Origin of the sequence: Streptomyces sp. NPDC096152 (genome assembly GCF_044763235.1) — a bacterium.
GTDB lineage: Bacteria > Actinomycetota > Actinomycetes > Streptomycetales > Streptomycetaceae > Streptomyces.
Genome location: NZ_JBIWFW010000003.1, coordinates 178,491 through 201,092, shown reverse-complemented (window position 1 = coordinate 201,092; position 22,602 = coordinate 178,491). Strand labels below are relative to the sequence as shown.

The 22,602-nt window shown below is 71.5% G+C and carries 21 protein-coding genes; 8 read left to right on the top strand and 13 right to left on the bottom strand.

Annotated features, from left to right (window positions below):
* Positions 1 to 60: 60 nt before the first annotated feature.
* Positions 61 to 1,032, bottom strand: coding sequence for a 1-aminocyclopropane-1-carboxylate deaminase/D-cysteine desulfhydrase (locus tag ACIQ9G_RS11130; protein ID WP_403608219.1), 972 nt, complete (start codon positions 1,030 to 1,032; stop codon positions 61 to 63).
* A 153-nt stretch (positions 1,033 to 1,185) separates the two neighbouring features.
* Between ACIQ9G_RS11130 and ACIQ9G_RS11125 the strand changes: the two genes are divergently transcribed.
* The 3 genes from ACIQ9G_RS11125 to ACIQ9G_RS11115 all read left to right on the top strand — a co-directional run bounded on the left by ACIQ9G_RS11125 (position 1,186) and on the right by ACIQ9G_RS11115 (position 4,777).
* Positions 1,186 to 2,592 (top strand): family 2B encapsulin nanocompartment shell protein, encoded by a 1,407-nt coding sequence (locus ACIQ9G_RS11125; RefSeq protein ID WP_403608218.1) that lies wholly within the window; start codon positions 1,186 to 1,188, stop codon positions 2,590 to 2,592.
* Between the two features lie 115 nt (positions 2,593 to 2,707).
* Positions 2,708 to 3,916 carry a family 2 encapsulin nanocompartment cargo protein polyprenyl transferase gene (locus ACIQ9G_RS11120; protein ID WP_403608217.1) on the top strand — a complete coding sequence of 403 codons (1,209 nt, stop codon included), beginning with the start codon at positions 2,708 to 2,710 and terminating at the stop codon, positions 3,914 to 3,916.
* 246 nt (positions 3,917 to 4,162) lie between these two features.
* Positions 4,163 to 4,777 (top strand): GNAT family N-acetyltransferase, encoded by a 615-nt coding sequence (locus tag ACIQ9G_RS11115; RefSeq protein WP_403608216.1) that lies wholly within the window; start codon positions 4,163 to 4,165, stop codon positions 4,775 to 4,777.
* A gap of 373 nt (positions 4,778 to 5,150) precedes the next feature.
* On the opposite strand, the gene ACIQ9G_RS11110 is transcribed toward ACIQ9G_RS11115, so the two are convergent.
* From ACIQ9G_RS11110 to sodN, 4 genes are all read right to left on the bottom strand, one after another.
* Positions 5,151 to 6,488 (bottom strand): serine hydrolase domain-containing protein, encoded by a 1,338-nt coding sequence (locus tag ACIQ9G_RS11110; RefSeq protein ID WP_403608215.1) that lies wholly within the window; start codon positions 6,486 to 6,488, stop codon positions 5,151 to 5,153.
* A gap of 87 nt (positions 6,489 to 6,575) precedes the next feature.
* Positions 6,576 to 6,995, bottom strand: coding sequence for a VOC family protein (locus ACIQ9G_RS11105; RefSeq protein WP_403608214.1), 420 nt, complete (start codon positions 6,993 to 6,995; stop codon positions 6,576 to 6,578).
* 9 nt (positions 6,996 to 7,004) lie between these two features.
* The gene (locus tag ACIQ9G_RS11100; protein WP_403608213.1) at positions 7,005 to 7,415 is read right to left on the bottom strand and encodes a helix-turn-helix transcriptional regulator; all 411 of its coding nucleotides are present in this window, start codon (positions 7,413 to 7,415) and stop codon (positions 7,005 to 7,007) included.
* Between the two features lie 176 nt (positions 7,416 to 7,591).
* Positions 7,592 to 7,987 carry a superoxide dismutase, Ni gene (gene sodN, locus ACIQ9G_RS11095; RefSeq protein ID WP_356186063.1) on the bottom strand — a complete coding sequence of 132 codons (396 nt, stop codon included), beginning with the start codon at positions 7,985 to 7,987 and terminating at the stop codon, positions 7,592 to 7,594.
* A gap of 145 nt (positions 7,988 to 8,132) precedes the next feature.
* Between sodN and sodX the strand changes: the two genes are divergently transcribed.
* Positions 8,133 to 8,567, top strand: coding sequence for a nickel-type superoxide dismutase maturation protease (gene sodX, locus ACIQ9G_RS11090; RefSeq protein WP_392191130.1), 435 nt, complete (start codon positions 8,133 to 8,135; stop codon positions 8,565 to 8,567).
* Here sodX and ACIQ9G_RS11085 read toward each other — a convergent pair.
* From ACIQ9G_RS11085 to ACIQ9G_RS11070, 4 genes are all read right to left on the bottom strand, one after another.
* A complete protein-coding gene (locus tag ACIQ9G_RS11085; protein ID WP_403608212.1) occupies positions 8,450 to 9,100 on the bottom strand; it encodes a CGNR zinc finger domain-containing protein in 651 nt (216 codons plus the stop codon). The two genes, sodX and ACIQ9G_RS11085, sit on opposite strands and share 118 nt — an antisense overlap.
* Positions 9,101 to 9,260: 160 nt before the next feature.
* On the bottom strand, positions 9,261 to 10,064 hold the full coding sequence (locus tag ACIQ9G_RS11080) for an amino acid ABC transporter ATP-binding protein (RefSeq protein WP_403608211.1): 804 nt from the start codon (positions 10,062 to 10,064) through the stop codon (positions 9,261 to 9,263).
* Positions 10,061 to 10,996 carry an amino acid ABC transporter permease gene (locus ACIQ9G_RS11075; RefSeq protein ID WP_403608210.1) on the bottom strand — a complete coding sequence of 312 codons (936 nt, stop codon included), beginning with the start codon at positions 10,994 to 10,996 and terminating at the stop codon, positions 10,061 to 10,063. Before ACIQ9G_RS11075 ends, ACIQ9G_RS11080 begins: the two co-directional genes overlap by 4 nt.
* Before the next feature lie 32 nt (positions 10,997 to 11,028).
* Positions 11,029 to 11,988 (bottom strand): ABC transporter substrate-binding protein, encoded by a 960-nt coding sequence (locus ACIQ9G_RS11070; RefSeq protein ID WP_403608209.1) that lies wholly within the window; start codon positions 11,986 to 11,988, stop codon positions 11,029 to 11,031.
* A gap of 552 nt (positions 11,989 to 12,540) precedes the next feature.
* Between ACIQ9G_RS11070 and ACIQ9G_RS11065 the strand changes: the two genes are divergently transcribed.
* The 4 genes from ACIQ9G_RS11065 (at position 12,541) to ACIQ9G_RS11050 (ending at position 15,795) form a co-directional block, all read left to right on the top strand.
* Positions 12,541 to 13,764: an NADP-dependent malic enzyme gene (locus ACIQ9G_RS11065; RefSeq protein ID WP_403608208.1), complete on the top strand. Its 1,224-nt coding sequence runs from the start codon at positions 12,541 to 12,543 to the stop codon at positions 13,762 to 13,764.
* A gap of 153 nt (positions 13,765 to 13,917) precedes the next feature.
* Complete coding sequence (locus ACIQ9G_RS11060) at positions 13,918 to 14,883, top strand: zinc-binding dehydrogenase (protein WP_403608207.1); 966 nt, start codon at positions 13,918 to 13,920, stop codon at positions 14,881 to 14,883.
* A gap of 133 nt (positions 14,884 to 15,016) precedes the next feature.
* Positions 15,017 to 15,226 carry a helix-turn-helix domain-containing protein gene (locus ACIQ9G_RS11055; protein ID WP_390708859.1) on the top strand — a complete coding sequence of 70 codons (210 nt, stop codon included), beginning with the start codon at positions 15,017 to 15,019 and terminating at the stop codon, positions 15,224 to 15,226.
* Positions 15,226 to 15,795: a Clp protease N-terminal domain-containing protein gene (locus ACIQ9G_RS11050; RefSeq protein WP_403608206.1), complete on the top strand. Its 570-nt coding sequence runs from the start codon at positions 15,226 to 15,228 to the stop codon at positions 15,793 to 15,795. The genes ACIQ9G_RS11055 and ACIQ9G_RS11050 overlap by 1 nt, the downstream gene beginning before the upstream one ends.
* Before the next feature lie 59 nt (positions 15,796 to 15,854).
* Here ACIQ9G_RS11050 and ACIQ9G_RS11045 read toward each other — a convergent pair whose 3' ends face one another.
* The 4 genes from ACIQ9G_RS11045 to ACIQ9G_RS11030 form a co-directional block, all read right to left on the bottom strand.
* Positions 15,855 to 16,964, bottom strand: a complete 1,110-nt coding sequence (locus ACIQ9G_RS11045) for a helix-turn-helix transcriptional regulator (RefSeq protein ID WP_403608205.1) — start codon at positions 16,962 to 16,964, stop codon at positions 15,855 to 15,857.
* Position 16,965: 1 nt separating this feature from the next.
* Positions 16,966 to 17,865, bottom strand: a complete 900-nt coding sequence (locus tag ACIQ9G_RS11040) for a DUF4097 family beta strand repeat-containing protein (RefSeq protein ID WP_403608204.1) — start codon at positions 17,863 to 17,865, stop codon at positions 16,966 to 16,968.
* Between the two features lie 299 nt (positions 17,866 to 18,164).
* Positions 18,165 to 18,344, bottom strand: coding sequence for a DUF6104 family protein (locus tag ACIQ9G_RS11035; RefSeq protein WP_028420339.1), 180 nt, complete (start codon positions 18,342 to 18,344; stop codon positions 18,165 to 18,167).
* 152 nt (positions 18,345 to 18,496) lie between these two features.
* Positions 18,497 to 22,354 carry a multifunctional oxoglutarate decarboxylase/oxoglutarate dehydrogenase thiamine pyrophosphate-binding subunit/dihydrolipoyllysine-residue succinyltransferase subunit gene (locus tag ACIQ9G_RS11030; protein ID WP_403608203.1) on the bottom strand — a complete coding sequence of 1,286 codons (3,858 nt, stop codon included), beginning with the start codon at positions 22,352 to 22,354 and terminating at the stop codon, positions 18,497 to 18,499.
* Positions 22,355 to 22,602: the final 248 nt, after the last annotated feature.

The window sequence follows — 22,602 nt, the reverse complement described above, 5'->3', positions numbered from 1 at the left end:
TCGGGGTGCTCGGGGGGTGCTCGCGCGCGCTCGCGGGCCGCGCGGAACCGGCGCGGTGGGTCAGGGCCGGTCCGGGAAGGGGCGGCCCGTGACGACCGCGGCGATTGTCGTCCCGCGCGGGAAGGTGCCCTCGTCGGCCAGGCGGACGAGGGCGTACAGCAGCTTGGCGACGTAGAGACGCTCGACCGGGAGGCCGTGGCGGCGGGTGAAGTCCGCGGCGAAGGCGTCCAGTTCCGGTGTGGTGCGGGCGTAGCCGCCGAAGTGGAAGCGGTCGTCCAGCCACCACTCGCCCCTGCGGCCGCCGAAGGCACGTTCCTGCAGGCCCGCGGTCTCGGCGTCCAGGAAGCCCCCCTTGAGGACCGGTATGCCGAGGGCGCGCCGGCCCGGCCCCAGTCCGGCGGCCAGTCCGGCGAGCGTGCCGCCGGTCCCGCAGGCGACGGCGGCCACGTCGGCGTGGTCGTCGCGGAGTTCCTCGCCGAGCGCGCGGCACCCCCGCACGGCGAGGGCGTTGCTGCCCCCTTCGGGGACCACGTGCACCTCGTCGGCGTCGAGTGCGGCGGTCCGCAGCAGGGCCGCGAGCGTCTCCGGCCCGGTCTTGCGTCGATAGGTCGACCTGTCGACGAAGAGCAGGCGCATCCCGTCGGCCGCGCACCGGGCCAGCGAGGGGTTGAGGGGGCGGTCGGCCAGTTCCTGGCCACGGACCACGCCGACCGTGGGCAGGCCCAGCAGGCGGCCCGCGGCGGCGGTCGCGCGCAGGTGGTTGGAGTACGCCCCGCCGAAGGTGACGATCGTCCGGCCGGCCGCGGCCCGGAGGTTCGGCGCGAGCTTGCGCCACTTGTTGCCGATCAGCTCCGGGTGGATCAGGTCGTCGCGCTTCAGCAGCAGCCGCAGCCCGTGCCGGGCGAAGCGGTCGTCGGCGAGCTCCTGCACCGGCGACGGAAGCCGGGGGGAGAGGGCCGCCGGGGCGGGAGCGACGGGGCCGGGGCCGGTGGGGCCGAAGTCGGCGGGGCCGGGGGCGGCGGAGCTGGTCACCAGGCCATTGTCACCGCCCGTGCCCCGCCGGCAGTGATCCATTCCCGCTCTTTCGTGTAATGGCACGAACACGCTGCGTGATGGAAGGGTTGTGCCTGCACATCGATGCCCGGTGCTGATCGATGCCGGGCACGCAAGGGAGGGCAATTCTCTATGTCGGTAGGCGAAGAGGTCCGCACGGAGCAGGGTCGGTCGCAGCAGAGCCTCGGCACCACGGCCGCGCGGAACCTGGCCACCACCACCAAGTCCGTTCCCCAGATGCAGGAGATCAGCTCCCGCTGGCTGCTGCGGATGTTGCCGTGGGTCGACGTCCAGGGCGGTACGTACCGGGTGAACCGGCGGCTGACCTACGCCGTCGGTGACGGACGCATCACCTTCGTGAAGACCGGCGACCGCGTCGAGGTCATCCCCGCGGAACTCGGCGAACTGCCGGCGTTGCGGGGTTACGAGGACGAGGGGGTCCTCTCGGAACTGGCCTCCCGCTGCCGCCAGCGGGAGATCGGCGCGGGCCAGGTCATCACCTCCTTCGGCAACCAGGCCGACGAGGTGTACCTGCTGGCGCACGGCAGGGTCGAGAAGGTCGGCACCGGCCCCTACGGCGACGACCAGGTGCTCGGCGTCCTCGCCGACGGCGCGTACTTCGGCGACCAGGCGCTGCTCGATCCGGACGCCATCTGGGAGTACACGGCCCGCGCGGACACCACCTGCACGGTCCTCGTCCTGCCCCGCCACGACTTCGAGCAGGTCCTGGAGCACGCCGACTCCCTGCGCGCCCACCTGCAGCGGCAGCGCTCGATCCCCGCGCAGCGCACCAACAAGTTCGGCGAGAAGGAGGTGGAACTCGCCGCCGGCCACAGCGGTGAGCCGGACATCCCGCACACCTTCGTCGACTACGAGGGCAGGCCCCGTGAGTACGAGCTGAGCATCGCGCAGACCGTGCTGCGCATCCACAGCCGCGTGGCCGACCTCTACAACCAGCCGATGAACCAGACCGAGCAGCAGATCCGGCTCACGGTGGAGGCGCTGAAGGAGCGCCAGGAGCACGAGCTGATCAACAACCGCGAGTTCGGCCTGCTCCACAACTGCGAGTACGACCAGCGCATCCAGCCCCACGACGGCGTACCGGGCCCCGACGACATGGACGAACTGCTCAGCAGGCGGCGCAGCACCAAGCTGTTCCTCGCCCACCCGCGTGCGATCGCCGCGTTCGGCCGCGAGCTCAACAAGCGGGGACTGGTCCCCGAGACCATCGACATGGGCGGCAGCCGCATCCCCACCTGGCGCGGTGTGCCGATCTTCCCGTGCGGAAAGATCCCGGTCACCGACGCCCGGACGAGCTCGATCATCGCCCTGCGCACCGGCGAGGAGGAGCAGGGCGTCATCGGGCTGCGGGCGTCCGGCCTCCCGGACGAGATCGAGCCGAGCCTGTCCGTGCGGTTCATGGGCATCAACGAGCAGGCGATCATCAAGTACCTCGTGACCGCGTACTTCTCGGCGGCGGTCCTGGTGCCGGACGCGCTCGGCGTCCTGGAGAACGTCGAGGTCGGACGTTGGCGCTGACACCTCACGCCAACCCTCGGTGTCCCGGCCCGTGTGGCCGGGTACACCCTGGGGGTACGTGCCCGGAACCGGCAGCACCGGCGCCACCGTCCGCGGATTCTCCGAGGGGGATCGGATGGTCGAGTTCATGACGGAGACGACACAGCGCCCCGCCGGGGCGCAAGGCCCCACCGGGGTACCGCGTCCCACCGGCGCGGCACGGCAGGCCGCGGAGGAGGCCGGCCGAGGAGGGGACCGGCCTGCCGCGACACTGCCCCACCGACCCGTCGGCAGCCGGACGGCAGGCCGGGCGGACGCCGCCGACGCACAGGACGCCACGGTGATCCTGGAGCGTGCCCGGACGGTGGTCGATCCCGAACTGCGGTCCGCGGTCGCCTCGCTGCCCGGCGCGATGCGCCGGATCGCGCGCTACCACTTCGGCTGGGAGCAGGCGGACGGCACCCCGGCGGCGGGGCACGGGGGCAAGGCCATCCGCCCGGCGCTCGTCCTCACCGCGGCCGCCGCGCTCGGCGGCCCCGGGGCGCGGACGCAGGCGGCGCGGGCCGCCGCGGCCGTGGAACTGGTCCACAACTTCACGTTGCTGCACGACGACGTGATGGACCGGGACGCCACCCGCCGGCACCGGGCCACCGCGTGGACGGTGTTCGGCGACAACGACGCGATCCTCGCCGGGGACGCCCTGCAGGCACTGGCCCTGCGGCTGCTCGCCGAGGACCCGCATCCGGCGTCCCCGGCGGCCGCCGCCCGGCTCGCCGCCTGCGTCGTGGAACTGTGCGCGGGCCAGCAGGCGGACACGGCTCTGGAGCGACGCGACCCGCGCGAGGTGACGCTCACCGAGGTGCTCGCGATGGCCGAGGCCAAGACGGGCGCGCTGCTGGGGTGCGCGTGCGCCGTCGGTGCGCTGTACGCGGGGGCGGCGGAGGAGGACGTCGAGGCGCTGGACGCGTTCGGCCGCCAGGCCGGGCTCGCCTTCCAGCTCATCGACGACGTGATCGGCATATGGGGCGACCCGGACCGCACCGGCAAGCCGGCCGGCGCCGACCTCGCCGCGCGCAAGAAGTCCCTGCCGGTGGTCGCCGCGCTCACCTCCGGCACCCCGGCCGCCGCCGAACTCGCCGAGTTGTACGCACGGCCCTACCGGGAAGGAGAGAGGGAGCGGGTCACGCAGGCCGTCGAGCGGGCCGGTGGACGTGACTGGGCGCAGGCCGAGGCGGCCGACCTCATGGGCCGGGCCCTGGACGAACTGGCCCGGGCCGTCCCGGACCCCGCCCAGGCGGGCGGCCTGCTCGCCCTGGCCGAGTTCGTGACGCGGCGCACCAGCTGAGTCCGCGTCCGGCACCGCCGCGCCGGCCCGTCCGGTCGGCGCGACGCTGAAAGACCCCGGTGCGATCGGCTCCGTACGGCTCCTGACCCCGTACGGCCGCCGCGGGCACCGGTCCGGCGGGTCCCGCACTTCCCCACGGTGTGCGGGGCCCGCCCTTTCCACCGGGCCGCCGGACCACGCCCCCACCCGCACCGAGTACCCTCAACGCCCGTACGGGGCAAGCTGGTTGAGGCGAAGGGGCGACAGATGGGCGTGGCGATCCGGACGGCGGGGGAGAGCGACCACGAGCTGGTCGTGCGGTTGCTGGACGAGGCCTTCCAGGACGACCCGGTCAGCGGCTGGGTCTTCCCCGGCGACGACTACCGCCGCGCGACCCATCACCGGCTGATGGCCGCCTTCACCGACACCGTGCTCGCCGAGGGCCGGATCGACATCACCGCGGAGGGCACGGCCTGCGCGCTGTGGCTGCCGGTGCCCGCCGGAGGCGACGGCGGCCACTCCGGGGACGGCGGCACCGAGGCGGACGACGCCGTACGGCTGCGCGAGAGCGTCGACCCGGCCAACGAACGCGTGGAGTGGATCGCCCGGCTGATGGCCGAGGCGCACCCCGCGGACCGCGCTCACGAATACCTGTGGATGATCGGCGTCGCCCCGGCCCGGCAGGGCGAGGGGCTGGGCACCGTGCTCGTCCAGCACGTCCTGGACCGCTGCGACCGCGAGGGAGTGCCCGCCTACCTGGAGGCCAGCAGCGCCCGCAGCACCAGGCTCTACGAGCGCCTCGGGTTCGCCCCGACCGGCCGCACCCTCGACCTGCCGGACGGCCCGAGCATGTGGCCGATGTGGCGGGAGCCGCGCGGCTGACCCCGTCCTGGCTCTTCATCCTGGAGTCGGTGCGCACCTTCGCCAACAGGGTGATCGTCCGTACGTACGCGCGCCGGCGCCGACCGTCCTACCCTGGGGACATGGGCGGCGAACGTCACGTCTGTCCCGACTGCGGACAGCCCGTGGAGACAATCATCCGGCGGCACAAGACCCTGGGCGCCTGGGTGCCGGTGTGGGGACCCGGGCCGTGCCGGAACCCGGCCTGCGGATCCCACGCCGGAGCCGCGCCCGAGGCGGCTCCCGAAGCGGCCTCGGCGGAGCCGCACGAATCCGCCCCGGCTCACGAATCCGCCCCGGCTCACGAGGCCGACCGGGCTCACGAGGCCGACCGGGCTCATGAGTCCGACCGGGCTCACGACTCCGCGCCGGCCGGCGAGGTGGGCAGGGAAAGCCCGGCGTAGACCTCGTTGAGGACGGTGGGCAGCAGGGCGTTGGCGGTGGTCCGGCCGTCGGGCGACAGGGTCAGGTTCGTCCAGATCACGAGCGTGACGTCGTGGTCCGGGTCGTGGCCGATGAAAGAGTTGAAGCCGGGGAGTTCGCCGCCGTGGTAGTACATCGCGGCGTGCGGACCGAAGCGCTGGTGGGCGATGCCGTACCCGTACTTCTGCCCGTCGGGCGCGGCCGGGTCCTCGGCCTGCGGGCTGCGCAGCCACTGCCGCTGGAACGCGGGGTCGAGGACCCTGCCCCTCACCAGGGCCCGGATCCAGGTGGCCAGGTCGTCCGCGGTGGAGACGGCGCCTCCGGCGGCGGTGGCGTAGGAGGGGTTCTGGTGCGTGTAGTCCCTCGGCCGGAGCCGTCCGGACCGGGCCGCGGCCTGCGTGCCGGCGGGGTAGGGCCGGTCGGCCAGCGCGTAGGCCGTCCCGCCGTACATGTAGCCGTGTGCGGAGGGTGTGGGGAGGGAGACGTCCTCGGCGGCGGGCAGCGAGGTCCCCGCCAGGCCGAGCGGGGCGAGCAGCCGGTCCCGGAACTGCCGGGCCAGCGGGTGGCCGCCCGCCTTCTCGGCGACGAGGCCGAGCAGCGCGTAGTTGGTGTTGCTGTACTCGTAGGACGTGCCGGGCGCGAAATTCGGCGGGTGCCGGAACGCGAGGGCCAGCATCTCCCGCGGCGTCCGGGACCGGCCCGGGTCGGCGTCCAGGCTCGCCGCGAGTTCGGGCGCGTCGGTGTAGTTGTAGAGCCCGCTGCGCATCCTCAACAGCTCGGCGATGGTGATGTGTTCCCCGTTCGGCACCCCGGGGACGTAGGCGGACACCGGGTCGCTCAGCCGGAGCCTGCCGTCCTGGGCGAGCAGAAGGATCAGCGCCGAGGTCAGGGTCTTGGTGTTGGAGGCGATCCGGAAGTGGTCGTCCGTGGAGGGCGGCCGGGCGGTGCCTCTCTCCGTCGTGCCGACGGTCGCCCGGAAGGTCCCCTGCGGGGTGCGGAGCAGGACCACCGCGCCGGGAACCATGAGCTTCTTCGCCGCACTCGCCACGGCGGACCGGAATCCGGCCGGGTCGATGGGCTTCAGCGCCGAAGGAGTGGGGTCGGAGGCGCGGGCCGTCGCCGCGGGTGAAAAGGGCGAGCCGGCCGGGGCGGCGAGACCCGAGGGCAGGCCGCAGCTCACGACGAGGAAGGCCGCGCACGACGCCGCGGCCCCGGCTCCCGCCCGGCGCGGGAGGTTCGGGGTGCCGTGGTCGGCGCGCGCGTTCCTCATGCCGTCGTCACCGCCGCTTGCTCGCCGGTCCGGTCGGGCGGCCGGGCCTGCCCCGGAGTCCGGGCGGCGGGCCGGTCGCCGCGCGTGTCACCGGTCGCCGGACCGTTCCATGAACCGCAGCATGTTCCCGGCGGGGTCCCGGAATGCGCAGTCCCGCACCCCGTAGGGCTGGTCCATCGGCTCCTGGACGACGTCCGCGCCGGACTCCTGGACCCGGGCGAAGAGGGCGTCGCAGTCGGCGGTGGTGAAGATGACCCCGCGCAGCACGCCCTTGGCCAGCAGGCGGGCCATGGCCTCCCTGTCGGCGGGTGAGGCGTCCGGATTCGCGGCGGGCGGCTCCAGGACGATCTCCACGTCCGGTTGCAGCGGCGATCCGACGGTCACCCACCGCATCCCCTCGAACCCGACGTCGTTGCGGACCTCCAGGCCCAGCACATCCCGGTAGAAGATGAGCGCCTTGTCGTGGTCGTCGACGGCGATGAAGCACTGGCGGAGTTTGAGGTCCATACCCCCAACCTAGGACCGCAGCGGCGGTCCCGCCCGCCTTGGCCGGGTGAACGTGCGGGCGACACACGCCGGGATGACGGCGCCGTCCTCGTGCGACCGGGCCCGGTACGCGCTCGGCGTCTCGCCGACCAGCTCCGTGAACCGGGAGCTGAACGACCCCAGCGAGGTGCAGCCGACCGCCATGCACACCTCCGTCACACTCAGGTCCCCCCGCCTGAGCAGCGCCTTCGCCCGCTCGATGCGCCGAGTCATGAGATAGCCGTACGGCGTGTCCCCGTAGGCCTCCCGGAAGCTGCGCTGGAAGTGGCCCGGCGACATCAGCGCGGTGCGCGCCAGCGCGGCCACGTCCAGGGGCTCGGCGTACTCCCGGTCCATACGGTCACGGGCCCGACGCAGCCGTACCAGGTCTTCGGGAGTCATGCGGCCAGCATGGCACGGGAAGGGGCCGGGCCGCTCACGTAACCGATGGCCGTGCGGAACGAGCCCGACAAGACCACACCCGGCCCACCGAACGCCGTGCTCGGCGGCCGGGGGACCGGGTGCGGAGGGGAGACGCTGCGAGCAGGACGTCGCAGGTCGGAAGGCACGGACGAAGGTCAGGCCTTCTTGGTCTCCCAGAAGATCTTGTCGATCTGGGCGACGTAGTCCAGCGCCTTCTGGCCCGTGGCCGGGTCGGTGGAGCCCTTGGCCGCGGAGAGGGCCTTGAGGGTGTCGTTCACCAACTGGTGCAGCTCCGGGTACTTCTCGAAGTGCGGCGCCTTGAAGTAGTCGCTCCAGAGCACGGAGACGTGGTGCTTCGCGAGCTCGGCACGCTGCTCCTTGATGACGGTGGCGCGCGCCTGGAAGTGCGGGTCGTCGTTGGCGGCCATCTTCTCCTGGATGGCCTTCACCGACTCCGCCTCGATGCGGGCCTGGGCCGGGTCGTACACACCGCAGGGCAGGTCGCAGTGCGCGCTGACCTTGACCTTGGGGGCAAACAGGCGGGAAAGCATGGAGCGTTCCTTCCTCGTGATCGTCTTCTCAGGTGGGACATTACTCCCTGCAAGGCTCGTTTTCGCGAGTGCCCCCTTGGGCTTAGGACAAAAGTCCGGGGTCAGACTGAGACTGGTGGAGGAAGAACCGGGGAGGTGCCGGGTGATGCCGGAGCTGTCGCAGGAGACCGGCCGCAGGGGAGCGGCGCTGCCGTTCGGGCTGGCCGAGGTGACCGGGCCGTCCATGGTGCCGACGCTGCACCACGGGGACCAGCTCGTGGTGCAGTACGGAGCCCGCGTCCGGCCGGGGGACGTGATCGTTCTGCGTCATCCGTTCCAGCAGGACCTGCTCGTCGTCAAGCGCGCGGCGGAGCGGCGCGAGGGCGGCTGGTGGGTGCTCGGGGACAACGCGTACGCGGGCGGCGACAGCACCGACTACGGGACCGTGCCCGAGGACCTGGTCCTCGGCAAGGTGTGGTTCCGCTACCGGCCGCGCGGGGCGGATCGGCGCTCGCCCCTGGCGCTGGCGCGCTGGGCGCTGTCGGCCGCGAGGCCCGTGCTCACCGACCGGTCCGCCTCCAGGCGCTTTCGGGCCCGGTAGGCGGCCACGTTGGCGCGGGTCGCGCAGCGGTCGGAGCAGTAGCGCCGCGACCGGTTGGTCGAGGTGTCCAGGTAGGCGTTGCGGCAGGGTGCGGCCTGGCACAGGCCGAGCCGGTCGACGCCGTACTCGGTGAGGTGGAAGGCCAGGCCCATGGCCGCGATGGCCGCGTAGCCGGCGGTCGCGTTGGACGGGTGGTCGGCCAGGTGCATGTGCCACAGGGGGCGGCCGTCGTCGTCGCGGTGGTCGTGCCCGGAGATCTGCGGGCTGACCGGGAACTCCAGCAGCAGTGAGTTGAGCAGGTCCACGGCGAGGGTCTCGTCGCCCTGGTCGGCCGCCTCGAAGACCGCGCGCAGCCGGCCCCGCACCGAACGGAAGCGCGTGACGTCGGCGTCGGTGGCGCGCCGGGCCGCCGACGCGTTGCCGCTGAACAGGTCGCGGACGGCCTCGACCGAGGTCAGGGAGTCCTTGCCCCGGGCCGGTTCCTCGCTGTTGACGAGACGTACGGCGTAATCCGAGTAATAGGCCAGTTCCACTTGTGGTCCTTATGGAGGCGCTCGACGGTCATGGGTACGGTCGGGTAACAGCCGGTCGTGGTTCCAGGGTATTACGGGGCGGGGCGCGCGGGAGGGCGACGACGACATGCGGAAGGGGCGGTACGGAGGACCCGTACCGCCCCTTCGTGCGCCGTTGCCGTCAGAGGACCTTCGACAGGAACGACTGCGTGCGCTCGTGCTGAGGGTTCGTCAGCACCTCACGCGGGTGGCCGGACTCGACCACCACGCCCTCGTCCATGAAGACCAGGCTGTCGCCCACCTCGCGGGCGAAGCCCATCTCGTGCGTGACGACGACCATCGTCATGCCGGACTCGGCCAGGTCGCGCATGACGTCGAGGACGTCGCCGACCAGCTCCGGGTCTAGGGCCGAGGTCGGCTCGTCGAACAGCATCAGCTTCGGGTCCATCGCCAGCGCCCGGGCGATCGCCACGCGCTGCTGCTGGCCGCCGGAGAGCTGCGAGGGGTAGTGCCCCGCGCGGTCGGCGAGACCGACCCGCTCCAGCAGCTGCATGGCCCGGTCCCTGGCCTCGCCCTTGCCCACGCCCTTGACCTGCACCGGCGCCTCGATGACGTTCTCCAGCGCGGTCATGTGCGGGAACAGGTTGAAGCGCTGGAAGACCATGCCGATGTCCCGGCGCTTCATGGCGACCTCGCGGTCGCGCAGCTCGTAGAGCTTGTCGCCCTGCTGCCGGTAGCCGACCAGCTCGCCGTCGACGTACAGACGGCCCGCGTTGATCTTCTCCAGGTGGTTGATGCACCGCAGGAAGGTCGACTTGCCGGAGCCGGAGGGACCGATGAGGCAGAACACCTCGCCGGGCCGTACCTCCAGGTCGATGCCCTTGAGGACCTCGACCTGCCCGAAGGACTTGTGGACGCCTTCGGCCTTGACCATCGCCACCGACTTGTCCTTGGGGGTGTCGGTCTTGCTGAGCCTGTCGGTCATGCCATGCCTCCCTTCGGCCGGCCGAGGGAGAGCACGCTGGCCCTGATCTTCTGCAACGGCGTCGCCGGCAGGCTGCGGCTGGAGCCGCGGGCGTAGTACCGCTCGATGTAGTACTGGCCCACGCTCAGGATCGACGTCATGATCAGGTACCAGGCGGCGGCGAGGAAGTACATCTCCACCGGGGCGCCGGAGACCTGGCCGATGTCCTGGGCGTAGCGGAACAGCTCCGGATACTGGACGGCCGCCACGAGCGAGGTCGTCTTCAGCATGTTGATGACTTCGTTGCCGGTCGGCGGGACGATCACCCGCATGGCCTGCGGGATGACGATCCGGCGCAGCGTCCTGCCGTGGCTCATGCCCAGCGCGTGGGCGGCCTCGGTCTGGCCCTCGTCGACGGCCAGCAGACCGGCGCGGCAGATCTCCGCCATGTACGCGGCCTCGTTGAGGCCGAGGCCGAGCAGCGCCGTCAGCAGCGGCGTCATGAAGTCGGACCAGTAGTTCTTGTAGATCGGCCCGAGGTCGATGTACTCGAACACCAGGCCCAGGTTGAACCAGAGGAACAGCTGGACCAGGACCGGGGTGCCGCGGAAGAACCAGATGTAGAACCAGGCGATGGACGAGGTCACCGGGTTCTTCGACAGGCGCATCACGGCCAGCAGGATGCCGCCGACGATGCCGATGACCATCGACAGGACCGTCAGCAGGAGGGTCTTGCTGACGCCGGTCAGGATCCGGTCGTCGAAGAAGTAGTCGGGAACCGCGTGCCAGTTGATCTTGCCCTGGCCGAACGCGTAGATGATCGCGGCGAAGACCGCGATCGCGATGACGGCGGAGACGTACCGCCCGTAGTGCCGGACAGGGATGGCCTTGATGGCCTCCGCGCCGGCCGGGGGCGTGCCCTTCGGCCCCGCCGTCTTGTCGATGTCAGTCACGGGTATTGCCTCTCAGTGCCCGCTCGGAGCGGTCACTTGCCGCCGTTGACGACGGAGCTCTTCACCGCGCCGTCCTCGGCGCCCCACTTCGTCAGGATCTTCTCGTACTCGCCGTTCTTGATGATCGCGTCCATCGCGGCCTTCAGCGCGTCACGCAGCTGCGTGTTGTTCTTGGCGACCGCGATGCCGTACGGGGCGGCCTCGACCTGGTCGCCGACGAGCTGGAAGTCCTTGCCGCCGCCGGAGGTCTTCACCGCGTAGGCGGCGACCGGGAAGTCCGAGGAGGCCGCGTCCGCGCCGCCCGAGCGCAGACGGGTCTGGGCCTGCTGGTCGTCGTCGAAGGCCTCGATGGTGAGCTTCTTGCCGCCCGGGCACTTCTTGGCCTCGGCCTTGGCGAGGTCCTCCGAGACGGTCCCGCGCTCCAGGGCGATCTTCTTGCCGCACAGGTCGGACCAGGTCGTGATGCCCTTGGTGTCGCCCTTGCGGGCGTAGATCGACACACCGGCGGTCAGGTAGTCGACGAAGTCGACGCCCTCGCCGACCTTCTTGCCGGTGGTGGGGTCGACACCCTCCTGGCGGCTCTTGTTGTCCGTCATCGCCGACATGGCGATGTCGTAGCGATTGGAGCGGATGCCGGTGAGCAGGGCGTCGAAGGTGCCGTTCTGGAAGTCGAACGTCACCCCGAGCTGCTTGCCCATCGCGGCGGCGAGGTCCGGGTCGAGGCCGGCGACCTTGCCGGAGTTGTCCTTGAACTCGACCGGGGCGTAGGCGATGTCGGAGCCGACCCGGATGACGCCCTTGTCGCGGATCGACCCCGGGAGCTTGCCGGCGAGCGGCGCGGAACCGGCGGACGAGCTGCCGGACGCCTTGTTCTTGTCCTTGGTCTGGTCACCGCAACCGGTGAGAATCAGGGCGCCTGCGACCGCGATCGCACCGACCGCAGCTAGCCGGGAGTGCGCGGCGGTCGGACGGCGGGTGGAGCGTGCGGTCATGGTGGGTTCCTCCGGCGGATGGGTGGCGTTGCCGATGGGTCGACGAGAACACACACCTTCGGGTGTCGCGACCTCGTGTGATTGACCGCATCTTGCCATTTGAATGGCGATATTCAGGGGGCCCGCTATGTCAAAATCGGATAACGGGCGACCCCCGAACCCCGCAAGGCCGGTGCGACAAGGCCGGATCATCTGCGGGAATGTCTCCTTCCGGCCGGAAGATCTTCGGTGCATCTCAGGATGCGGTCAGCAGGGCGGCGGTGTTTGAGAGCGCTTGAGCGCTTGTCAAGCGATCGACGAGGGCTTGTCCTCATATTGGGCCAAGTGTCGGGTCGCCGTCATGTGACCTTCGCGTTATGGACTCGTCGTCGACACCGTCCGTCCGGTAAGAAGGTGCTTTACACCCCTCATCCGGGGCTCAAGGGCGCGTGTGCGGCGCGCCCGTCGCGTAGGCGCCCGACACGATCACCGAACCGGGCCCACGCGGTCCCGCCCACCCCTCAACCAGGAGTGGCCACCCTCAAACCATGAATACTTAAGGGGTAAAACCAAGTGGCAGCGGAGATCGTCAATCCTCGCAGCGACGGCAGTGCGGAGCGGGACGGCGGGGCCGAGCCCCTCGATTCCTTCGACCCGGCTTTCGCGCTGCACCGCGGCGGCAAGATGGCAGTGCAGGCCACCGTGCCGGTCCGTGACAAGGACGACCTGTCCCTGGCGTACACGCCCGGCGTCGCGCGGGTGTGCACCGCCATCGCCGAGCAGCCGGAACTGGTCCACGACTACACGTGGAAGTCGTCCGTGGTCGCCGTCGTGACCGACGGCACGGCCGTGCTCGGACTCGGGGACATCGGCCCCGAGGCCTCCCTTCCGGTGATGGAGGGGAAGGCGATTCTTTTCAAGCAGTTCGGAGGCGTCGACGCGGTGCCGATCGCGCTCGCCTGCACGGACGTCGACGAGATCGTCGACACCGTGGTCCGGCTGGCGCCCTCCTTCGGCGGCGTGAACCTGGAGGACATCTCGGCGCCGCGGTGCTTCGAGGTCGAGCGCAAGCTCCAGGAGCGGCTCGACATCCCGGTCTTCCACGACGACCAGCACGGCACGGCCGTCGTGACGCTGGCTGCACTGCGGAACGCGGCGCGGCTGAGCGGCCGGGCCCTCGGTGACCTGCGCGCGGTCATCTCAGGCGCGGGGGCGGCGGGTGTCGCCATCGCCAAGATGCTGGTGGAGGCCGGGATCGGCGACGTCGCCGTCGCCGACCGCAAGGGCGTGGTGTCGGCCGACCGGGACGACCTGACCCCGGTCAAGCGGGAGCTGGCGTCGTTCACCAACAAGGCGGGTCTGTCGGGTCCGTTGGAGGGCGCGCTGGCCGGCGCCGACGTCTTCATCGGCGTCTCCGGCGGTACGGTGCCGGAGCCGGCGGTGGCGTCGATGGCCGAGGGCGCCTTCGTGTTCGCGATGGCCAACCCCAACCCCGAGGTGCACCCCGACGTCGCGCACAAGTACGCGTCCGTCGTGGCCACCGGGCGGTCGGACTTCCCGAACCAGATCAACAACGTCCTGGCGTTCCCCGGGATCTTCGCGGGCGCGCTGCAGGTGCGGGCGTCCCGGATCACCGAGGGCATGAAGATCGCGGCGGCCGAGGCGCTGGCCGGTGTGGTCGGGGACGACCTCGCCGCGGACTACGTGATCCCCTCGCCGTTCGACGAGCGGGTCGCCCCGGCGGTGACGGCGGCGGTGGCCGCGGCCGCCCGCGCGGAGGGCGTCGCGCGTCGCTGACGTGAGCCGGATGGCCCCGCCCCTCTCGGGCGGGGCCATTTCCGTGCTCCGGTGCCCCTGTGTCCCCCGGACGAGTCGCCGCGTTGGCAAGAAGACGTGTGTCACAGGGGTCTGTGGTTCCGTCGGTCGGGACGCGCACCTATCGTCAAGGTCATGTTCGCTGTCTACGCCGCCCGAATCGACCGCGACCAGCCGCTGAGCGGTCTGGAATTGGGGGAGCGCCCGGCCCCCGAGGCCCGTCCCGGCTGGAGCACGGTCACCGTGAGGGCAGCCTCGCTGAACCACCACGACCTCTGGTCGCTGAGGGGCGTGGGGCTGTCCGAGGACAAGCTGCCCATGATCCTCGGCTGTGACGCCGCCGGTGTCGACGAGGACGGCAACGAGGTCGTCCTGCACTCCGTGATCGGCCAGACCGGCCACGGCGTCGGCCCGAAGGAACCCCGCTCCATCCTCACCGAGCGCTACCAGGGCACCTTCGCGGAGCGGGTCGCCGTCCCGACCTGGAACATCCTGCCCAAGCCCAAGGAGCTCTCCTTCGAGGAGGCCGCCTGCCTGCCCACGGCCTGGCTCACGGCGTACCGCATGCTCTTCACCAACGCGGGCGTGCGGCCGGGCGACTCGGTACTGGTCCAGGGGGCCGGCGGCGGTGTCGCGACGGCCGCCATCGTGCTCGGCAAGGCGGCCGGTCTGCGGGTCTTCGCCACCAGCCGGGACGAGGCCAAGCGCAAGCGGGCGGTGGAGCTCGGCGCCGTCGAGGCGCTGGAGCCCGGTGCGCGGCTGCCGCAGCGCGTGGACGCCGTCATCGAGACCGTGGGCGCGGCCACCTGGTCCCACTCGGTGAAGTCGCTGCGGCCCGGCGGGACCGTCGTCATCTCCGGTGCCACCAGCGGTGACCGGCCGTCCCAGGCCGAGCTGACCCGCATCTTCTTCCTGGAGCTCAAGGTCGTCGGCTCGACGATGGGCACCAAGGACGAGCTGGAGGACCTGCTCTCGTTCTGCGCCGCCACCGGCGTACGTCCCGTCATCGACGAGGCGCTCCCGCTCGACCGCGCCCGCGAGGGCTTCCAGCGGCTGGCATCGGGCGACCAGTTCGGCAAGATCGTCCTCACCAACTCCTGACGCGGGCGCCGCGCGCGCTCCTCGGCCGCCGACGGCGGGTCCGGACCTCCGGGCCCGCCGTTTCGTCTGTCCGTCTCCTCCCGCGCGTCAACCATGGTTGACAAAGGACCCGCTGTCAACGTAAGTTGACGTCATGACCGAGGCAACGGAACTCGCCGAGCGCGCGGGCGACCGCGACCCGAGGGTCGGGCTGCGGGCCGTCGCCGCGCTGCGCCGGCTGCTGGAGCAGCTGGAAGCGGTGCAGGTGCGCAGCGCGCGCAATCAGGGCTGGTCGTGGCAGGAGATCGCCGCCGAGCTGGGCGTCAGCAGGCAGGCCGTGCACAAGAAGTACGGGAGGCAGTGATGTTCGAACGGTTCAGCAAGGACGCCCGCGCCGTGGTCGAGGGCGCGGTGCTGCACGCCGAGCGGGCCGGGGCCGGCCGGGTCGAGGAGTCCCACGTCCTGCTCGCCCTGCTCGACCGGGAGGGCAGTCGCGGGTCGTTCGCTCTGGCCGCGCTGGGCCTGACCCCGGCGGGGCGGCAGGCGGTGGCGCGGGAGGTGGCCGAGGCCCGGCGCAGGGGCGGGCTCTCCCGGGCCGACGCGGACGCCCTGTCCGGGCTGGGCATCGACCTGTCGGCCGTCGTCTCCCGGATCGAGGAGACCCACGGGGAAGGGGCGTTGGCGCCCGGGTCGAAAGCCGGTCCCGGGCGCAGGGCCGGGCGGCGGCCGTTCAGCCGCGGGGCCAGGGAACTGCTCTCCCAGTCGCTGCGGGTCGCGCTCGGGCATCGCGACCGGTACATCGGCGACGAGCACCTCCTGATCGCCCTGACGACCCGCCCGGGCGTCCCGTCGGAGGTCCTCGCCGATCACGGCGTGACCCACGGGTCCCTGACCCGTGTGCTGTACGCCGGGGGAGAGGCTCAGGCAGGCTGACGGCCGGCCCCCGACACGTCCCACGGCGTGACGGGGACGCTCGTCGAGCCGGGCGTCCGTCAGGCCTTCGGGCCGCGCAGGGCCGCACCGATGTGGGCCGCCGCCGTGGACAGATGGCGGCGGGCGTCGCGCAGCTGGTCGGGCGTGACGCCGTGGTCACGGGCCGCGTCGCGGATGTCGTCGCGGAAGCGGTCGAGGAGCCGGTCGAGGTCGCGGGCCGGGTCACCCGTGAAGTCCTCGTGCGCCCAGGCCGGTTCGTACGCGGCGGGGAAGTCCTCCGGGGTCCGCGTGTACTCGGGGCCGGCCGCGGGCGTGGCGGCGGCGCCGGTACCGGAGTCGCCGGTCGTCGACGGGCCTGCGGGGGGCGCTCCGGTCGTCGACGGACCGGGCGCGGACGTGCCGGTCGCCGTGGTGCCGTTCGCCGGGCGGCCGAAGCCGAAGTCCTTGCCGAACTCCTTGGCCAGTTCGGTCAGGCCCTCGCGCACGCCCGTCGGCCAGTCGCCCCGCGCGAAGTGGTCCTGCACCTGCTCCTGCACCCGCCGGGCGACGCGCTGCAGCTCCTCCTGCGCCTGGGCCCGCGCATGCTCCTGGGCCTCCTTCGCCTGGCGCCGGGCGCGCTGGGCCTCGTCCCGGGCGCGTCGGCTCTCGTCCTTGGCGCGCCGGGCCTGTTCCTTCCACTCGTGCCGGACCCGCCGCATCTCCTCCTTGGCGACGCGCCACGCCTCCTTGTCACCCAGGTCCCCCACGTCGCCGTGGCCGCCCGCGCCGGTGCCGGGGCCCTGCCGGGCCTCGGAGGCCGCCGCGCGCATCTCGCGCCGCAGGTCGCCCGCCGCGCCGCGCACATCGGCCCGGATCTCGGCGGCGAGCTCGGCGACCGACTCGCGGATCTCCAGCTCCAGGTCGGCCAGCTCACCGCTGCGGTCGGCCAGTTCGGCGCGGCCCGCGTCCGTGATCGCGTACACCTTGCGGCCGCCCTCGGTGGTGTGGGTGACCAGGCCCTCGGCCTCCAGCTTGGCCAGGCGCGGGTACACGGTGCCCGCCGAAGGCGCGTACAGCCCCTGGAAGCGCTCCTCCAGCAGGCGGATCACCTCGTAGCCGTGGCGCGGAGCCTCGTCGAGCAGCTTGAGCAGGTACAGGCGCAGGCGGCCGTGGGCGAAGACGGGGGGCATCTCAGAGCACCTTCTTCTGGGTCGTGCCGTCGGTCGTGCCGTCGCTCGGGGCGTCGGTCGGGCGGAGGTCCTCCGACTCCCACGGCTCGTCCTCCGCCGGCGGGCGCCGCAGCAGCGCGATCGAGCCGGAGACGGTGGTCGCCTTCAGCCGGCCGTGTCCCGTGCCGAGGCGGCCGGTGATGCGCTTCGCGCCCCACTGGCCGCTGACCCGGAGGTCCTCGAAGGCGTTGGACACCGTCCCGCTCGCGGTGTTCGCCTCCACCCGTGTGTCCGCCGGGTGGGGCAGACGGATGGCGATCTCGCCGGAGACGTTGGTCAGGCTGATGTCGGTGGGGCGGCCCGCCGGGTCGAGGTCCACGATCATCGACCCGCTCACCGAGTCGGCCTTCACCGAGGAGCCCGCGCCCTCGACCACGGTCAGGTCTCCGGAGACCGAGTTGAACCGCAGGTCGCCCGAGAGGGCCTGCGCCTCCACGCTGCCCGACACGGTGTCCGCCCGCACCGGGCCGGTGAGTCCCACCAGGGTGGTGTCGCCGGAGACACCCTTCACCTCCGCGTGTCCGTCCAGCCCGGAGACCGTCGCCGCGGCACCGACCACCCCGAGCTCAACGCGCGCCTGCGCCGGAACCGCCAGGGACACCACTGCGCTGCGCCGCCAGCCCTTGCGGTCGAGCCACTTGAGGAAGCCCTTCCACGGCAGGTCCTCGTAGGCGACCGTGAGGGTGCCCCCCTGCTGGGTGACGATCAGGGGCGGGCCCTCGATCTCCGAGACCTCCAGCCGGGCGGAACCCTCGTCCGTGCCCACGACGTTCACCGCGCCGTTGACGATGCGGACGTGGAGCTCGGACACGGGCTCGTCGAAGGTGAGCTTGCCGGGCTCGCCGACGGACCACTCGGGCATGGTGCTGACCTCCTGGGACGGGCCGGACCGCGCGCAACCGCCGGGCCGGGACAGGGCCGGACACTGACACGACACGCCATATCGCGTCTTCCGTATTCACGATATATCGCGGCCAGGGAAAGTCAAGACACCCGATGTGGTGACGGCATACGGCATGAATCGGACACAGGAAACGCGCGCCCCGCGCGGAACAGGGCAGAACACCCGGAACACGGCAGACACCCGGAACACGCGGACACGCAGAACCTGCGGGAACGCAGAACCCCCGCCCGACCCCCCGAAGAGGAGCCCCAGGTCCCCTACTCGTCGTCCTCGTCGTCCAGCCGGGCCAGCCACGTCGCCAGTCGCTCCACCGGCACCTCGAAGTCGGGGTTCAGGTCGACGAACGTCCGCAGCTGTTCGGCGAGCCACTCGAAGGTGATCTCCTCCTCGCCGCGCCGCTTCTCGAGTTCCTCGATGCCTCGGTCGGTGAAGTACACGGGTGCTCTCCTGATGCTGGGCCCGCGGGCCTCGGGTCGTACCCCTCCAGGTTATGCGCCCCGCACACGCCGAAGGGCCCGGCCCCGAGCGGGAAACTCGGGGGCCGGGCCCTGTGCCGTCAGGCCGGCGGTGCGCAGGCTCGGGCCGGTGGTCAGGCCTCGAAGACCTCGCGGACCAGCTGCTCCTGCTCCGCCTGGTGCCGCTTGGCGGAACCCACGGCGGGCGAGGAGCCGTGCGGGCGCGAGATGCGGCGCAGGCGCTCACCCGGCGGGATGTCCGCGCCGACGGCCAGGTCCAGGTGGTCGATGAGGTTCAGGGCGATGAACGGCCACGCGCCCTGGTTCGCCGGCTCCTCCTGGACCCACAGGTACTTCTCGGCGTTCGGGTACTTCTTGATCTCCGCCTGGAGCTCGGCACCCGGCAGCGGGTACAGGCGCTCGATGCGGATGATCGCGGTGTCCGTCGCGCCGCGCTTCTGCCGCTCGGCCTCCAGGTCGTAGTAGACCTTGCCGGCGCAGAAGACGACCCTGCGGACCGCGGCCGGGTCCGCCGTGGCGTCGCCGATGACCGGGCGGAACTCGCCGGTGGTGAACTCCTCCGCCGTGGAGGCCGCGGCCTTCAGACGCAGCATCGACTTCGGGGTGAAGACGACCAGCGGCTTGTGGTGCGGGTTGTGCACCTGCCACCGCAGCAGGTGGAAGTAGTTCGCCGGCGAGGTCGGCATCGCGACCGTCATGTTGTTCTGCGCGCACAGCTGGAGGAAGCGCTCCGGGCGGGCCGAGGAGTGGTCCGGGCCCTGGCCCTCGTAGCCGTGCGGGAGGAGCAGGGTGACGCCGGAGGTCTGGCCCCACTTCTGCTCCGCCGAGGAGATGAACTCGTCCACGACCGTCTGCGCGCCGTTGACGAAGTCGCCGAACTGCGCCTCCCACATCACCAGCGCGTCCGGGCGGGCCAGCGAGTAGCCGTACTCGAAGCCCATCGCCGCGTACTCGCTGAGCAGCGAGTCGTAGACGTTGTAGCGGGCCTGGTCGTCGGACAGGTACAGCAGCGGGGTGAAGTCCTCGCCGGTGTTGCGGTCGATGATCACCGCGTGGCGCTGGCCGAAGGTGCCGCGGCGGGAGTCCTGGCCGGACAGCCGGACCGGGACTCCCTCCAGGAGCAGCGAGCCGATGGCCAGGGTCTCGCCCATGCCCCAGTCGATCGTGCCGTCCTCGACCATGGCCGCCCGGCGCTGCAGCTGCGGCAGCAGACGCGGGTGGACGGTGATGTGGTCGGGGACGTTGACCTGGGACTCGGCGATGCGCTTGACGACCTCCGTGGAGACGGCGGTCGGGACGGCGACCGGGAAGCCGTCCAGCGGCTCCGGCGCGTGGGAGGCGGCCGGCTGCGAGGTGGCCTCGCGGACCTCGGTGAAGACCTTCTCCAGCTGGCCCTGGTAGTCCTGCAGCGCCTGCTCGGCCTCTTCCAGGGTGATGTCGCCGCGACCGATGAGGGACTCGGTGTAGAGCTTGCGCACCGAGCGCTTCTTGTCGATCAGGTCGTACATCAGCGGCTGGGTGAAGGCCGGGTTGTCCGACTCGTTGTGACCGCGGCGGCGGTAGCAGATGAGGTCGATCACCACGTCCTTGTTGAACGCCTGGCGGAACTCGAAGGCGAGCCGCGCGACGCGGACCACGGCCTCCGGGTCGTCGCCGTTCACGTGGAAGATCGGGGCCTCGATCATGCGGGCCACGTCCGTCGCGTACATGGAGGAACGCGAGGACTCGGGGGCCGCGGTGAAGCCGACCTGGTTGTTGATGACGATGTGGACCGTGCCGCCGGTGCGGTAGCCGCGCAGCTGCGACATGTTCAGGGTCTCGGCCACCACGCCCTGGCCCGCGAAGGCCGCGTCGCCGTGGATCGCCACCGGCAGGACGGTGAAGTCCGTGCCGCCCTTGTTGATGATGTCCTGCTTGGCGCGGGAGACGCCCTCCAGGACCGGGTCCACCGCCTCCAGGTGGGAGGGGTTCGCGACCAGGGAGACCTTGATCTGCTCGCCGTCCAGGCCGGTGAAGGTGCCCTCGGCGCCCAGGTGGTACTTCACGTCGCCGGAGCCGTGCATCGACTTCGGGTCGAGGTTGCCCTCGAACTCGCGGAAGATCTGCGCGTACGACTTGCCGACGATGTTGGCGAGCACGTTCAGGCGGCCGCGGTGGGCCATGCCGATGACGACCTCGTCCAGGCGCGACTCGGCCGCGCTGTCGATCACCGCGTCGAGCAGCGGGATGACCGACTCGCCGCCCTCCAGGGAGAAGCGCTTCTGGCCGACGTACTTGGTCTGCAGGAAGGTCTCGAAGGCCTCCGCCGCGTTCAGCCGGCGCAGGATGCGCAGCTGCTCCTCGCGCTCCGGCTTGGAGTGCGGGCGCTCGACGCGGTCCTGGATCCACTTGCGCTGCTTGGGGTCCTGGATGTGCATGTACTCGATGCCGGTGGTGCGGCAGTACGAGTCGCGCAGCACGCCGAGGATGTCGCGCAGCTTCATCATCGACTTGCCGGCGAAGCCGCCGACGGCGAACTCGCGCTCCAGGTCCCACAGGGTGAGGCCGTGCTCGGTGATGTCCAGGTCGGGGTGCTTGCGCTGCTGGTACTCCAGCGGGTCGGTGTCGGCCATGACGTGGCCGCGGACCCGGTAGGAGTGGATCAGCTCGAAGACGCGGGCGGCCTTGGTGACGTCGTCGTCGTGGCTGGCGTCGATGTCCTTGAGCCAGCGGACCGGCTCGTAGGGGATGCGCAGCGACTCGAAGATGCCGTCGTAGAAGTCGTTCTCGCCGAGCAGCAGGTTCGCGACCTGGCGGAGGAACTCGCCGGAGGCGGCGCCCTGGATCACCCGGTGGTCGTAGGTCGACGTGAGCGTCATGACCTTCGAGATGCCGAGCTTGTTGAGCGTGTCCTGGCTGGTGCCCTGGAACTCCGCCGGGTAGTCCATGGAGCCGACGCCCATGATCACCGACTGGCCGGGCATCAGACGCGGCACCGAGTGGACCGTGCCGAGGCCGCCGGGGTTGGTCAGGGAGACCGTGACGCCGGTGAAGTCGTCCATCGTCAGCTTGCCGTCGCGGGCGCGGCGGACGATGTCCTCGTAGGCCTGCCAGAACTCGAAGAAGTTCAGCGTCTCGGCCTTCTTGATCGCCGCGACGACGAGCTGGCGGTCGCCGTTGGGCTTGACCAGGTCGATCGCGAGGCCGAGGTTGACGTGGGCCGGCTTGACGAGGGTCGGCTTGCCGTCCTTCTCGCCGAAGGACCAGTTCATCGCCGGCATGGCCTTGATGGCCTGGACCATCGCGTAGCCGATGAGGTGCGTGAAGGAGATCTTCCCGCCGCGGGCCCGCTTGAGGTGGTTGTTGATGACGATGCGGTTGTCGAACAGCAGCTTCACCGGGACCGCGCGCACGGAGGTGGCCGTGGGCAGTTCCAGGGAGGCGTTCATGTTCTTGGCGACCGCGGCGGACGGGCCGCGCAGCGTCACGAACTCGGGACCGTCGGGCGCCTCGGCGGCGGGCGCGGCCTTGGCCTGCGGCTTGGCGGCGGGCGCGGCGGCCCGCGCGGGCGCCGGGGCCTGCGCGGCGGGCTTCGCCGGAGCCGGAGCCTGGGCCGGAGCCGCGGCGGCGGGCCGGGCAGCGGCCGGGGCCTGTGCGGCGGGGGCCGCGGGCTGGGCCGGGGCAGCCGGAGCGGTGGGCGCCGCCTGAGCCGGGGTGGCGGTCTCTGCGGCCCCCGCGGCCGCAGTGCCCGTACCGGCCGGGGCCGAGGAGCCGGCGGCAGCGGCCCCGGGCTTGTAGTCGGCGAAGAAGTCCCACCAGGCGCGGTCTACGGAGTTCGGGTCCTGGAGGTACTGCTGATAGATCTCGTCGACGAGCCACTCGTTGGGACCGAACGCGGCAGCGGGGTTCTTCCCGGCTTGGTCGTCGGTCGTGGAGGCACCGCCCGGCCGGAGGCTGGGGGAGCTCGAGTTACTGGGGGACTGTGGCGACACGGCGGCAACCGCCCTCTTCCGCTTCACAAGGTGATGGACAGCGGAAATAAAGGCTACGCCCCCAAGACCGTGAAGGTCAGGTCGGGCCCGTTCATCGTCGCGTAAGTCACATTGAAAGCCGTGTTTCGGGGCTTGAAATGGCGGGAAACAAGCGTGGTTCCGCTACGAAAGGGAAGGCGCGACCCGGGTCCGGCCCATGGAAGGGCGCGGTCCCCGGCGGTCCTCTGCCTGATCACACGTGTCCGCCT

Excerpts from the sequence above, each read along its gene's own strand:
- ACIQ9G_RS11125 (WP_403608218.1), top strand. The coding sequence starts at position 1,186 with ATGTCGGTAGGCGAAGAGGTCCGCACGGAGCAGGGTCGGTCGCAGCAG.
- ACIQ9G_RS11120 (WP_403608217.1), top strand. The coding sequence starts at position 2,708 with ATGGTCGAGTTCATGACGGAGACGACACAGCGCCCCGCCGGGGCGCAA.
- ACIQ9G_RS11115 (WP_403608216.1), top strand. The coding sequence starts at position 4,163 with ATGGGCGTGGCGATCCGGACGGCGGGGGAGAGCGACCACGAGCTGGTC.
- ACIQ9G_RS11110 (WP_403608215.1), bottom strand. The coding sequence starts at position 6,488 with ATGAGGAACGCGCGCGCCGACCACGGCACCCCGAACCTCCCGCGCCGG.
- ACIQ9G_RS11105 (WP_403608214.1), bottom strand. The coding sequence starts at position 6,995 with ATGGACCTCAAACTCCGCCAGTGCTTCATCGCCGTCGACGACCACGAC.
- ACIQ9G_RS11100 (WP_403608213.1), bottom strand. The coding sequence starts at position 7,415 with ATGACTCCCGAAGACCTGGTACGGCTGCGTCGGGCCCGTGACCGTATG.
- sodN (WP_356186063.1), bottom strand. The coding sequence starts at position 7,987 with ATGCTTTCCCGCCTGTTTGCCCCCAAGGTCAAGGTCAGCGCGCACTGC.
- sodX (WP_392191130.1), top strand. The coding sequence starts at position 8,133 with ATGCCGGAGCTGTCGCAGGAGACCGGCCGCAGGGGAGCGGCGCTGCCG.
- ACIQ9G_RS11080 (WP_403608211.1), bottom strand. The coding sequence starts at position 10,064 with ATGACCGACAGGCTCAGCAAGACCGACACCCCCAAGGACAAGTCGGTG.
- ACIQ9G_RS11070 (WP_403608209.1), bottom strand. The coding sequence starts at position 11,988 with ATGACCGCACGCTCCACCCGCCGTCCGACCGCCGCGCACTCCCGGCTA.
- ACIQ9G_RS11060 (WP_403608207.1), top strand. The coding sequence starts at position 13,918 with ATGTTCGCTGTCTACGCCGCCCGAATCGACCGCGACCAGCCGCTGAGC.
- ACIQ9G_RS11055 (WP_390708859.1), top strand. The coding sequence starts at position 15,017 with ATGACCGAGGCAACGGAACTCGCCGAGCGCGCGGGCGACCGCGACCCG.
- ACIQ9G_RS11050 (WP_403608206.1), top strand. The coding sequence starts at position 15,226 with ATGTTCGAACGGTTCAGCAAGGACGCCCGCGCCGTGGTCGAGGGCGCG.
- ACIQ9G_RS11045 (WP_403608205.1), bottom strand. The coding sequence starts at position 16,964 with ATGCCCCCCGTCTTCGCCCACGGCCGCCTGCGCCTGTACCTGCTCAAG.
- ACIQ9G_RS11040 (WP_403608204.1), bottom strand. The coding sequence starts at position 17,865 with ATGCCCGAGTGGTCCGTCGGCGAGCCCGGCAAGCTCACCTTCGACGAG.